This is a genomic window from Streptomyces sp. AK08-02 (assembly GCF_033795085.1).
In the GTDB taxonomy this organism is placed as follows: domain Bacteria; phylum Actinomycetota; class Actinomycetes; order Streptomycetales; family Streptomycetaceae; genus Streptomyces; species Streptomyces echiniscabiei.
Map to the genome: position 1 here is coordinate 539995 of NZ_JARAZV010000003.1, position 12516 is coordinate 552510.

The 12516-nt window shown below is 69.9% G+C and carries 9 protein-coding genes; 5 read left to right on the plus strand and 4 right to left on the minus strand.

Annotated elements, in window-relative coordinates:
- Positions 1-13 precede the first annotated feature (13 nt).
- Positions 14-1426: an RICIN domain-containing protein gene (locus PV734_RS08785; protein WP_319289160.1), complete on the minus strand. Its 1413-nt coding sequence runs from the start codon at positions 1424-1426 to the stop codon at positions 14-16.
- Positions 1423-2586 (minus strand): glycoside hydrolase family 43 protein, encoded by a 1164-nt coding sequence (locus tag PV734_RS08790; protein WP_319289162.1) that lies wholly within the window; start codon positions 2584-2586, stop codon positions 1423-1425. Before PV734_RS08790 ends, PV734_RS08785 begins: the two co-directional genes overlap by 4 nt.
- Positions 2587-2800: 214 nt before the next feature.
- On the opposite strand from PV734_RS08790, the gene PV734_RS08795 reads away from it, so the two are divergent.
- The 4 genes from PV734_RS08795 (at position 2801) to PV734_RS08810 (ending at position 8354) form a co-directional block, all read left to right on the plus strand.
- Positions 2801-4960, plus strand: a complete 2160-nt coding sequence (locus tag PV734_RS08795; RefSeq protein ID WP_319095757.1) for an autotransporter — start codon at positions 2801-2803, stop codon at positions 4958-4960.
- A gap of 62 nt (positions 4961-5022) precedes the next feature.
- A complete protein-coding gene (locus PV734_RS08800) occupies positions 5023-5337 on the plus strand; it encodes a DUF6191 domain-containing protein (RefSeq protein ID WP_319095758.1) in 315 nt (104 codons plus the stop codon).
- Positions 5338-5545: 208 nt separating this feature from the next.
- Positions 5546-6820, plus strand: a complete 1275-nt coding sequence (locus tag PV734_RS08805) for a LacI family DNA-binding transcriptional regulator (RefSeq protein ID WP_319289163.1) — start codon at positions 5546-5548, stop codon at positions 6818-6820.
- A gap of 412 nt (positions 6821-7232) precedes the next feature.
- Positions 7233-8354 carry a hypothetical protein gene (locus tag PV734_RS08810; RefSeq protein ID WP_319289164.1) on the plus strand — a complete coding sequence of 374 codons (1122 nt, stop codon included), beginning with the start codon at positions 7233-7235 and terminating at the stop codon, positions 8352-8354.
- Positions 8355-8372: 18 nt separating this feature from the next.
- On the opposite strand, the gene PV734_RS08815 is transcribed toward PV734_RS08810, so the two are convergent.
- Positions 8373-9788, minus strand: a complete 1416-nt coding sequence (locus tag PV734_RS08815; protein ID WP_319289166.1) for an amidase — start codon at positions 9786-9788, stop codon at positions 8373-8375.
- Between the two features lie 126 nt (positions 9789-9914).
- Positions 9915-11327: an amino acid permease gene (locus tag PV734_RS08820; protein WP_319095763.1), complete on the minus strand. Its 1413-nt coding sequence runs from the start codon at positions 11325-11327 to the stop codon at positions 9915-9917.
- Between the two features lie 139 nt (positions 11328-11466).
- On the opposite strand from PV734_RS08820, the gene mmuM reads away from it, so the two are divergent.
- Positions 11467-12405, plus strand: coding sequence for a homocysteine S-methyltransferase (gene mmuM / locus PV734_RS08825; protein ID WP_319289167.1), 939 nt, complete (start codon positions 11467-11469; stop codon positions 12403-12405).
- Positions 12406-12516 lie beyond the last annotated feature (111 nt).

The window sequence follows — 12516 nt, forward strand, 5'->3', positions numbered from 1 at the left end:
GCCTGACTGTTCGTCATGTCCCGCGCGTCCACTGCTGGTTCGTGCCGCTGCCGCACGTGTACGTGATGATGGCGGCCGAGTCGGCGGTGGACGCGCCGTTCACGTCGAGGCACTCGCCGCTCGCGCGGGAGACGACCTTGACGTAGGAGCCGGTGGTGGTGAGCGACCACTGCTGGTTGGTGGCCGAGGAGCTGCAGTTCTCCTGCGTGACCGTGCTGGCGTTCTCCTGGACGCACAACGAACTGTTGCGGACCATCAGTTGGTAGTAACCGCTCGCGACGGACTTGAACCAGTACTTCTGGTTGTTGCCGCTGTTGCAGGTGTACTGCTTGATCTGGGCACCCGCCCACAGCGACTGGCTGGTGACATCGGCGCACTTGGACGAGTGCCGGGCGATCAGCGTGTTGTACGTGGCGCTGTTGCCCGTGACCGTCCCGGTGGCGGTGTCGAGGGTCACCTCCGGCGACCAGGACATGGACATCGTGGTCGAGGAGGGGAAGCTCAACGGCAGCCAGACGTAACGGGAGTCGTTGACGGTCCCGCCGAAGGCGTTGCCCCAGCGGTCGCCCATGTAGAGGTAGGAGGTGCCCGAACTCCCCTGCACGGGAAGGACGTACGCGGTCTGCGAGCCGTACGTCGTCGAGTCGCCGACGTTCGCCATGGCGGTCCACGGGCCGGTGATGCTGGTCGCGGTGGCGTACTGCTGCTGGTTGGGGTTCCAGCCGGTGGCGCCCGAAGTCAGCATGAAGTAGACCCCGTTGCGCTTGAACAGGGCCGGCGCCTCGCGGTGGCCGCCGTGCCAGGGGTCGGCGACCAGGGCGGCGATGCCGGTGTAGTCGGCGGTGAGGCGGTAGATCTGGAGGTCGTAGTTCTCGCGGGCCGCCGAGATCATGTAGCCGGTGCCGTCGGTGTCCACGAACACCGTGATGTCACGGGACATGTGGGTGTCCAGCGGGCGGAAGCTGCCCTGCCAGGTGTAGTTGCCGTCGACGGTGTCGGAGACGGCGACGGCGGCGCGGGCCTCGCTGTAGTCGGCGCCGTTCTCCTTGTGCATCCACATCACGTACTTGCCGGTGGCAGCGTTGTAGATGACCTTCGGCCGCTCGATGTTGGCGGTGGCGAGTTCGGAGGCGCTGGACTGGGTCAGGACGTGGTTGCGGAACTCCCAGTTCTTCAGGTCGGTGGAGCGGTAGGCGTCCACGTACTGGAAGGTGTTGTCGGCGTTGCGGTGCTCGCCGAACCAGTAGTAGTAGGACCCGACCTTGATGACCCCGCCGCCGTGCGCGTGCACGGGGTCACCGTTGGTGGCGGTGAACTGGGTGCCGTTGGTGATCGTCACGGCCGCGGCCTGGGCGGGCCCGGCGGTGGCGAGGGCGCCGGCCAGCGCCAGACAAAGGGCGAGGAGAACCGCGTACACACGTCTCATGAGCCACTCTCCAAAAGTGAGCCGACCTGCGTGCCTGCCTGTGTGACTGTCTCTGTGTCGGCGACGGGGACGCCGAAGTCCGGGGTGCCGTCGGTGTTCCAGCCGAGCTTCTGCACCCGGGTATGCCGGTTGGGGTCGTTCAGCGGATCGCCGACGATCTCCTTGTACTGCCGTGCGTGGTAGACGAGGACGTCGGTACGGCCGTCCTCGGCGACGGTGAAGCAGTTGTGGCCGGGGCCGTACTGCCTGGTCGTGTCGTTGCTGGTGAAGACGGGCGTCGGGGACTTGGTCCAGTTGGCCGGGTCCATGAGGTCGGCGCGGGCGTCGATGGTCAACAGGCCCATGCAGTAGTGGTAGTCGGTGGCGCTCGCCGAGTACGACATGAAGATCCGGCCGTTGCGCTTGATGAACGACGGCCCCTCGTTGACCCGGTAGCCGATGCGCTCCCAGTCGAACTCCGGTGTGGTGAGCCGGATCTGAGGTCCCGTCAGAGTGACAGGGTCGGCCATCTTCGAGAGCCAGACAGCCGTGTTGTTGTCCATGCCGGGTTCGTGCTGCGCCCAGGCGAGATAGCGGGAACCGCGGTGGGTGAAGGTGGTGGCGTCGAGGGAGAAGGTCTCCCAGGCGGTCTTCAGCTGCCCCCGCTCGACCCAGGTGCCCTTGAAGGGATCGCGGTGGGCGTTCTCCAGGACCCAGATACGGATGTCCCAGATCGCCTCGGCGGGTGCGGAGGCGAAGTAGACGTACCACTTGCCGTCGATGTGGTGGATCTCCGGCGCCCAGATGTGCGCGCCCATGGGCCCGGTCTCGTGCTTGCGCCAGATGACGGACTCGTCGGCGGTGGCGATCCCGCGGATGGTGCGGGAGCGGCGCAGGATGATGCGGTCGTACTCGGGGGCGGTGGCCGTGAAGTAGTAACGGCCGTCGGTGTGGCGGTGGATGTGGGGGTCGGCCCGATTGCGCACGAGAGGGTTGACGTACGCGGCGGTGGCGCAGGGGGCGCCGGCCGGGGCGGTGGCGGCGTGGGCGCCGGCCGGGGCGGTGGCGGCGTGGGCGACACCGGGAACCGTCACCAGGGCACCTGCGGCCAGGGCGCCCTTCAGGAGCGTTCTCCGGGCGGAAGGCGCGGAGTCTTCGGACAGGTCATCTGCGCGGCTCATGCGGACTGCCTCTCGGGGGTGGGGCACGAGATGTTGGCGTGTGTGCGGATGTGGGGGGTGACACGAGAAACGTTCGTAATTACGAACAAGATCAGTCATTCCGAACGCCGAAAAGGTAAGCGTGTGTTACGGGAAGGTCAACGGGTCGGAGGGGACCAAAAACCGGTGAGCGACTTTCTGTTATTACCGGCAGGTCCGTTCCGTCTCCCGTGACGTGCACAGCGACTCCCCCACCACCAGCCCCGCCCACCGGACAGTGACGGCCGCCGCGGCCCTCGCGACGGCCGCCCTTCTGCTCGGCGCGCCGCCCGCGTCGGCGGCCGGCCCACGGGACGCCACCGCCGACGTACTCGCAGGCCGGGACGTCACGCTCACCGGCGACACGGTGGTGAGGGTGCCCGCCGGGAGGACGACGTACAACGGCGTCTTCCGCGGCGAGGGCACCCTCACCGTGCGCGGCACGGGCACCCTGATCCTGACGAGGGACAGCGACTTCACACTGCCCAGGTCCCGGCAGGGGCAGCAGGTGCGCATCCCGGGCGGCAACCACCCGTACGTCACCGTGACGAACCCCGACCCACCGGCGGTGACCGTCGAGCGGGGAGCCACCCTCCAGTACGGCAACGGCGGTACGACGGGCCTGATCGGCCACTTCCCGTACAACACCCCGGCGTTCCGGCTGAACCAGGACAACATCCGGGTGGACGGCACCCTGCGCCTGTCCCTGAAGAGCGCGTACAACCTGGGCACGATCAGCGGCGCCGGACTGGTGACGCAGCCCCGCTTCCTCTGGGGCACCTGGGATCTCTCGGGCATCCACGCCTTCTCCGGGGTGATCGACAACGGCACCCAGGTCAACGCGGGACGACCGGAGTTCGCGACGTCGCTCCCCCGCGTGCGCAAGGTCCTCAACCAGGGCACCTGGACGGTCGACACGCCGCTCGGCCAGACGGTCACCATGGGCATGGACTTCTACCAGCACGAGTACGGCAGCGACATCAACGTCCAGTCCCGCCCGGGCTCGAAGGTGGTGCTGACCGGTCAGTACAGCTGGTCGGACCGTGGCGGCGACACCGACCCGTCGCTCAGCGACCCCGCCCTCAACTGGACGCCCGCCCGCAAGAACGTCAACAAGCGCGGCACCAACATCAAGGGCGCGAACGTCCAGTGGGGCGACGGCACGACGAACAAGATCTTCATGCCGGGTACGGCCGAGACGGTGTACATCAACTTGCTTGCCGCGAGATCCCGTTCACTTCTGACGTTCGACTACAACGGCCCGGTGACGCTGGGTGCCCCCATCGGCGGCGGCCGGTTCCACGACACCCTGTCCGCGCCCGGTGCCGGGGACATCGTCATCAAGGGGACGCGCGGCAACGATGTCACGTTCGCCGCGGTCCAGTACTACGACGGGTCGACAACGGTCGAGAAGGGTGCGGTACTGCGCCTGGGCAGCGGAAAGGCGGGCGGCGACGGCGGCCTGTACACGAAGGGTTCCCTCTACAGGGTCGTGAACGACGGCTCGTTGGTGGTGCGGAACACGAGCAGGGCGCTGGTGCTGTCGCGGATCAGCGGCGGTGGCTCGTTCACCCAGTCGGGCGCGGCGACGACGACGCTGACGGGCAGCGGAGTGACGTACGGCGGCAGCACGACGGTCACGAAGGGCACACTGGCGCTCAGGGGCGGGGCAACTCTCGCTCACAGCAAGGCGGTTCGGCTGACAGCGGCGGGCGCGCGGCTGGACGTGGGCTCGGCGGGGCTGCGCGTGGGGACCACGCTCACCGGGTCGGGGACGGTGAAGGGCTCGGTGACGAACGAGGGCGTGGTAGCCGGCGGGCTGACGATCTCGGGCAGCTATACGCAGGCCGCGAAGGGCGAACTGGTCCTTCGGGGGCGGCCGTTGAAGGTCGGCGGCGCGGTGCGGCTGGCCGGGGCGCTGGACCTGTCGTCGCTGGGTGCGGCCTCCGGCTCCGCCCGTACGATCACGCTGCTGAACCACACGGGGCGTGCGAAGACGGCCGGTGCGTTCAGCGGGTTGAAGGAGGGCACCACGCTGAAGCTCGGCAGTACGGCCTACCGGATCACCTATCGGGGCGGCGACGGCAACGACGTGGCCCTGACGGCGGTCGCGAAGAGTGCGTCGCCGACCGCGGGTTCGGGGGCACGCCCGGGGGCGGGGGCTGGTTCGGGCTCGGTGGCAGCGGCCGGCGCGAGCACCGACTCCGTTTCCACGGCGGCCGGTACGGGGCTCGGCTTCTGGCCGTACGCGATGGCGGTCGGGTTGTTGGCGGGGCTGATGATTCCGGCCGCCCGGAAGGTCCGGGGACCCGGGAACGGACGACGGCGGGGTGGACGGCACTCGGCGCGGGGCTGAGCTGGCTCATTCGGGGCGGCCGAAGCCTGTCGGCGCCGGCCCCCGCTCCGGATACTGGAGACATGGGATTCGCCGTCTTCATGACCTTGCCGGGGCTGGTCATCCTGCTGACCGCCACCGCCTTCGCGGACCAGTTGCTGATGCGGGTCGGGCGGGCCGGATGGCTCCCCTGGCGCAACAGCGCCCGCCAAGGCCAGATTTCGGCAACCGGGTTCGAACAACTCCACGCGACCTTCTCCCCCGGGAAGCAGAACGAACTCAAGGAGCGCCAGTCGTCGCTGCTCATGCGGGACGACGAGGAGGACGGGGCGCCGCCGAACCGGACGACGGTGGATCTGGAGGGCGGGGTCGCGGTCGTCCGGATGCCGCGATCCTGATCGCGGTCGTCTGTCGTTCGCTCCGGACCGCCGTCCAGACCGTCCCCTCACGGTCGCGGTGGTCCGGAAACGGGCGCCCTGCAGGTCACGGCCGCGCGCTTCGCTCTTGCCCAGGTGTACGAGGCCCCGTTACCTTGCGGCGAGATTTCTGGCCGGTTGCACGGTGCGGTCCGACGCATCGGTGTTCGGCGCACGGAACGGACATCGGGTGACAGAGCGAGGCAAGGACCGCCAGGAAGCGCGGCACGGTCTGCTCACGAGCGTCGCCGCCGAGGCGGGGGTCTCGCTGAGCACCGTGTCCAAGGTGGTGCACCGGCGGCGGGACGTGGGCGCGGCGACCCGGGTCCGGGTCGAGGAGCTGCTGGACCGGTACGGGTACGTCCGCCTGTGGGAGCGGGATCCGGCGACGCCCCGGCAGATCATCGTCGTCTTCCGTGACCTGTCCGGCCCGTACACGCTGGAGGTCGTCCGGGGCATCGTGGACGCCGCGGGTGAGCTCGGCATCGACGTGGTCACGGGGACGACGAGCCGGCGGTCGATCTCCGCGTGGCTGGAGGAGTGCGTGGCGCTCGGCGCGGCGGGAATCGTGATCGTGATCTCGATGCTCGCCGAGGAGGACCAGCGGCGGATCGTCGAGCAACGGCTGCCGGTGGTGCTGATCGACCCGCTCAGCGCACCCTCTCAGGACATTCCCAGCATCGGGGTGACGAACTGGAGCGGGGCCCGGGAGGCGGTTCAGCACCTGCTGGGGCTGGGGCACAGCCGGATCGGCATGGTCGCGGGCCGCTCGCACTCCCTGGCCGGGGCGGCACGCCTGCACGGCTATCGGGCCGCGCTGGACGAGGCCGGTATCGACTACGACCCGGCGATCGTGCGTTCCACCGACTTCGACTACACCGAGGCGCTCACCGCGAGCCTCCAGATCCTGCGGGCGGACGATCCGCCCACGGCGGTCTTCGCGGCCAGTGACGCCCAGGCGCTCGGCGTGCTGGAGGCCGCCCGGCAGCGGGGACTGGCCGTACCCGGGGATCTGTCGGTCATGTCCTTCGACGACACCCTGGTGGCGGCCATGGCCTGCCCGCCGCTGAGCGCGGTGCGGCAGCCGTTCGAGGAACTGGGGCGCGAGGCGACCCGGGTGCTCATGGACCTCGCCGAGGGCCGGCCGCCCGCGTCCGGGCGCATCGAGCTCGCCACGGAGCTCGTTCTGCGGACCTCGACGTCCGTTCGCCGCCGCGTCAATGAGCCTTTTCCAACTTGTCGTTTCGGCTGCTCAGCGCCTCTCCTGCATCCGAGACCGGCGATCTGTCATCAGGAGAGCCTGAGCATTTCTGACGACCGCCGTGCATCCCCCACTGGGACGATCCCGGCAGCGACGCACCGGTGCCACAGCCTTCTCAGTACGGCGCCATCACCAAGTCGCCGATCACCCGCAACCCGACTTGGGCTGCTAGCCACGGTGCACGTTCGGCCTCGACCTGCTTGACGTGGACGAAAACGGTGCAGTCGGCCGCAGGCTCCTCGAGGTAGAGGTCGAGGTCTCGGGCATGGACACACAGCGTGACGAATGCTCCGCGGGTACCGCCCACTCCCAGACCTACCTCGGGAGCCTCGGGCCAGGCGTTGAAGTCCCATCGCACCGTCGCTGGGCTGTCGCCAACCGCCTGGAGGAATGGCTTCACCGTCTCCGGTGCCTCAGCCCAGCCTCGCAGCCGGATAGGCAAGAAGGCGGATGGATCATCCCCACGCTCCGACGAGCCGCTTCTCCTCCCTTCCGCCCACCACTCGGCATCCGGCAACACGGCCAGCACCGCCGAAAGCGAGCGAGTCGAGGAGATCCGCACATCGAATTCGACCGATGATGGAAAAGGCTCAGTTCCTGCCCTCCGGGAGACCCTGTGCCTCAGCCCGTTCGCCTCGTGGCCACGCTCGCCGCCCCTCGTGCCTTCTCCCGAGTCGACGACGCCCCCTACCTGGCGTACTCGGCCACGGCACGGCTGTTGGTCCAGCAGGGCGACACGGAACTGGTCGTTCAGGAGATCGAGCAGTCGCCCGGAACCTGGTCGACGGCTCCGGAGGTGTCCTTCCCGGCCCCCTGGCCCCGCAGGTTCGGCAGGGCCGCGGTGTCCCCCGCCGGGGACCTGGCCGTCTTCGCGGGGATGCACGCGCTGCGGGCCGTGGACCGGTCGGGGAGTGTGCGCTGGGAGCTGAGGCACCGGTGCTGGGCGGGCTGCGCGGGACACTCGGCGTTCGAGGAGTACGCGGACGACGGTGATCACCGGTATGCGAGCAGCGGCTCGGCCGGTTTCTCCGCGGACGGGAAACTCGTGTGGGCGCACATCTGCGGCCCGCTGGAACAGGACCGCCCCGGCGGCGACGAGACGGCCGAGGAATGGCTGGTGATCGACACTACGGACGGGTCGGTGCGGGCACGGACCCGGACGGACACCGCGGCTGCGGGATCAGTTCACGTCGCGTCACCGGACCCGGGCCGGATGGGCCTGAGCATCGGCGAGGGCCAGGACGGAAGCCCGCTCAGGTGGGGCCGCCGGGACGGAGCGAGCCTGGTCGTCGACCGCTTCGGCGACGATGACCGCGTCCTGATGTCGGTGAGCCCGTCCGGCGACCGGCTGCTCACCGTGACCCACGACCCGGACCACCTTGCCGTCCATCGGGTCGACGATGGCCGCGTGGAAGCCGAGTTCGATGCCGACACGGTTCCCCGGCATCCCGAAGCGGACTCCGAGGACGACGAGGCCGGGGTCTTCTTCGACTATGAGGGCGGTTTCATCGACGAGACCGGCGTCGTCGTGGCCACGGTCGAGAGTGACGAGCAATTCGGCCCGGGACGGCACTGGCTCGTCGACACCGCTCTTGTGCGAATCGTCGATGAGCTGGTCTACCCCCGACCGGTGTCCGGCCCCCCTGCGGGTCTCGGCGACGGCACTTGGTGCACCCACTCCGCCACCGAAAACGCTCTCCACGTCTGGGCCCTGGGATCTGTCGACGGATCTCGCTGACCGGCCCCGGACCGGGTATCACCGGTCCTGGATGCGCCGGAAGGGGCGGTCCGCCTCCAGTTCGAAGGCGAGCTCCAGCAGTTTCCGTTCGCCTCCGGGACGCGCGGAGAACATGACGCCGATGGGCAGCCCGTCCGTCGTCGCGCTCGCGGCGGGCAGGGAGATCGACGGAGTGCCGACGATGTTGTCGAGCGGGGTGAACGCCACGTATGCGAGGAGCCGTTCGATCAGCTTCGCGTAGGGAACGTTCGGACTGAGATGGCCGATCGGTGGCGTGGTGTGGGCCAGTACCGGCGACAGCACGAGATCGAGTTGCCGGAAGGACGCCGCGTGCGCCTCCTTGGTGCGCTTCAGCCGTCGCAGCACGCCGGGAGTCCGCCGCCAGCTCCGCAGATAGTCCTCGCGCAGCCCCCGGCTGAGGCCGTCCATGCGGCGCCGGTCGAAGTCCGCGCCGAGGGTCCGGCCCGTGGCACCGAGGAGGAAGGCCAGCAGTCCCCAGTACGTGAGGAAGTCGCCGGTGAAGTTCGGGTCCATGTCGAACTCCACCGGTTCCACGGTGTGTCCGAGCCGTTCGAGTGTGGCCACCGTGTCCGTGACCGCCGTCCGGGTCGCCGCGTCGGTGTGGGCTCCGTTCGGTGAGTCCAGCAGGAACCCGATGCGCAACCGTCGCTCCGAGGGTCCTTCGACCAGACCGAGGGGCGGCAGCGCGGAACTCCCCCGGTACGTCTCCGCGGCGGCGAGGAACGCGGCGGTGTCCCGCACGGAACGGCTCACGATTCCGTCGGAGACGATGTCGATCGGCAGCCGGCGGCCCAGGTCACTGCCCACGACGCGGCCACGGGTCGGCTTGAGGCCGACGAGTCCGCAGCAGGCCGCCGGGATACGGATCGAGCCACCGCCGTCGTTGGCGTGTGCGATCGGCACGGCTCCGGCGGCGACCAGCGCCGCGCTGCCGCCCGACGAACCGCCCGCCGAGTAGCCCGTGTTCCATGGGTTGCGCACCGGCTCCGCACCGTCGTACTCGGTGGTCGCGTTGAACCCGAACTCGGGCAGCCGGGTCTTGCCCAGCACCGTGACACCGCTGCTCAGGAGCTGCTGGGCGAACGGTGCGTGGCGCCGCGCCGGCCTGGGCCGGAAGGCGGTGCTTCCGTGCCCCGTGGGCAGCCCCTGGTAGTCGGTGTTGTCCTTGACGAAGGTCGGCACCCCGGCGAAGGCACCTCCCGTTCCGGCGGCGTACGCCGGGCTGTCGACGTGCGTCTGGACCGCGCCCAGCCGCACGTCGACAGCCCGCACCCGCTCCACGGCGTCCCGGGCGGCCTCGGCGGGGGACACCTCACCCCGCCGGATCGCCTCGGCGAGACCGACGGCGTCGTGCTCTCCCAGGGAGTCGTCCCGGAAAGCGTGCACGATGGTCCGTTCATCGAAAGTCGTCACCGGTGCCTCAGCATCTGCCGTGTGGATGGTCGGCCGCCATCATCTCCTACCGGCAAGTAACATGCGAGCGTTTCGTCAACCTATTCGATTCCGCGGAGGGTGCGGGACGACATCCTCCGGCCCCGGCTAGGCCACAGCCTCCGCCGCGTTCTCCGTCACGTCGCTCTCCTCCGCCGACCGGCGCCCCCGCATCCACACGTACACCGGGATCCCCGCGAACAGGAACAGCACCCCCTGGTACACCGCCGCATACCCCGCCCCCGCGATCAGCCAGAACGAGAACGCGAACGACAGAGCGGCGACGATCAGGTCGCGGACCAGGCCCGCCGGGCGGACGCGGTCGCGTGAGCCCCTGGCCAGCCAGTACAGCTGGGCCGCCGCCGAGAGAAGGTACGGGACACAGCCCGTGAACGTCGTGATCAGGACCAGGACACGGAACGTGGTGTCCGGGCCCGCCGTGTAGTTGAAGGCGATGAGGACGGTGCCGAGGATCGCGCAGGCCCAGACGCCGAAGCCGGGCACCCCACCCTTGCCGACCTTCGCGAACGGTGCCGGGAAGAGACCGTCGCGGGCCGCCGCGTACGGCATCTGCGCGGCGAGCAGGATCCAGCCGTTGAGGCAGCCGACGATCGACGCGACGGCCACCAGCGCGATGGCCGTGCCGCCCCAGCTGCCGCCGGTGATCGCGTTCACCGCGTCGGCGAAGGGAGCACCGGAGTCGACCAGCTTGTCGTGCGGGACCAGGCCGAAGACGGCGACCGTACCGAGGATGTAGACGAGGGCCGAGCCGAGTGTGCCCAGGACGCTCGCGCGGCCGACGTTGCGCTCGGGATCCTTCACCTCGCCCGCGCTGACCGCCGCCGACTCGACGCCCAGGAAGCTGTACAGGAGCAGCGCGGCCGAGGCGGCCAGGGCGCCGGGCACGCTGTCGCCCGACGCGTTGAACGCGCCGAAGTTGTCCGTGTCGATGAAGAACAGGCCGACCGTGGCGACCACCAACAGGGGCACGAACTTGAGGATCGTCGAGACGATCTGGACGCCGCCGACCCACCGGGTGCCCGCGAAGTTCGCGGCGGCCGGCAGCCAGAGGGCCAGGATCGCGACCAGCGCCCCCAGGGCGTGACTGTCGTTCAGAGGGATCAGTACGTCGACGTAGCCCACCACCGCCACCGCCAGGGCGGCGATGCTGACCCAGGTCATCGTCCAGTACGACCACGCCGACAGGAAGCCCGCGAAGGGGCCGAAGGCGTCGCGCGGGTACACGTACAGGCCGCCGGTGACCGGGCTGCGGCGGGCCAGCTTGCCGAAGAGCAGGGCGAGCAGTACCGCGCCGATCGACAGGACCAGGAAGGCGAGCAGGCTGATCGAGCCGTACGGGGCGACCGTGGCGGGCAGGACGAAGATGCCGCCGCCGATGATGTTGCCCATCACGAGCGCGGTGGCGGCGGCCAGGCCGAAGGTCCGGCGGGGCGTGGCCTCGGTGGGCGCGGTCGGAGTCAGCTCCGGCTCGCCGGCCTCGGTGGTGCTTGGAGCAGTCATGACACTTCCGGTGGGCGGGGAGGGACGGGGAGGGTGTGGGGAGGGCGTGATCGTAACGCGCCATCCCACATTGTGGTCCATCTGTTCATGTACTGGACACATGCGGCCGTCGGTGGCAGCCGTCGACTAGCGTCGGGGCATGACCAGCGAGACCAGTGAAGCCGCCCGCTCCTCCGCCGACGCCTCCTTCTCCGCCGCCCTGTCCTCGGGCGCGCCCCTCGTCCTCGACGGTGGCATGTCCAACCAGTTGGGGTCCGCCGGGCACGATCTGAGCGACGAGCTGTGGTCGGCGCGGTTGCTCGTCGAGCAGCCCGAGGCGATCGTCGACGCGCACCTCGCCTACTACGAGGCGGGCGCGGACGTCGCGATCACCTCCAGCTACCAGGCCACCTTCGAGGGCTTCACCAAGCGCGGCATCGGCCGCGAGCGGGCCGCCGAGCTGCTCGGGCTGAGCGTGGAGCTGGCCCGCGAGGCGGCGCGCCGCGCGAAGACGGATCGGCCCTTGTGGGTGGCGGCGTCCGTGGGACCGTACGGGGCGATGCTCGCGGACGGCTCCGAGTACTGGGGGCGGTACGGGCTGAGCGTGGCGGAGCTGGAGCGTTTCCACCGGCCGCGGGTGGAGGTGCTGGCCGCCGCAGGGCCCGATGTGCTGGCCCTGGAGACGGTTCCGGACGCCGACGAGGCCGAGGCCCTGCTGCGCGCGGTGCGTGGGCTCGGGGTGCCGGTCTGGCTGTCGTACAGCGTGGCCGGGGAGCGGACACGGGCCGGGCAGCCGTTGGCGGAGGCGTTCGCCTTGGCCGGTGCGGCGGACGAGGTCGTCGCCGTCGGCGTGAACTGCTGTGTGCCCGAGGACGTGGAGGGCGCCGTGGAACTGGCGGCCCGGGTGACGGGCAAGCCGGTCGTGGTCTATCCGAACAGCGGCGAGGTCTGGGACGCCGACGCCCGCGCCTGGACCGGCAGTTCGACCTTCGCGGCCGGTCAGGTGACGGGCTGGCGCGACGCGGGGGCGCGGCTGATCGGCGGGTGCTGCCGGGTGGGGCCGCAGGCGATCACGTCGATCGCCGACACATTGCGGTGACGAGGTACGGGGGGGTGCCTCTATGTCTTTGGTCAAGCGAGGCGTGGGGTTCTGGGTTCGTAGAACGTGCCGTCGCGGAGCATCGCGAACAGCACGTTGACGCGTTGTCGG

Bases quoted from the DNA above. Each gene is read 5' to 3' on its own strand.
- PV734_RS08785 (WP_319289160.1), bottom strand. From the start codon at position 1,426: ATGAGACGTGTGTACGCGGTTCTCCTCGCCCTTTGTCTGGCGCTGGCC.
- PV734_RS08790 (WP_319289162.1), bottom strand. From the start codon at position 2,586: ATGAGCCGCGCAGATGACCTGTCCGAAGACTCCGCGCCTTCCGCCCGG.
- PV734_RS08800 (WP_319095758.1), top strand. From the start codon at position 5,023: ATGGGATTCGCCGTCTTCATGACCTTGCCGGGGCTGGTCATCCTGCTG.
- PV734_RS08820 (WP_319095763.1), bottom strand. From the start codon at position 11,327: ATGACTGCTCCAAGCACCACCGAGGCCGGCGAGCCGGAGCTGACTCCG.
- mmuM (WP_319289167.1), top strand. From the start codon at position 11,467: ATGACCAGCGAGACCAGTGAAGCCGCCCGCTCCTCCGCCGACGCCTCC.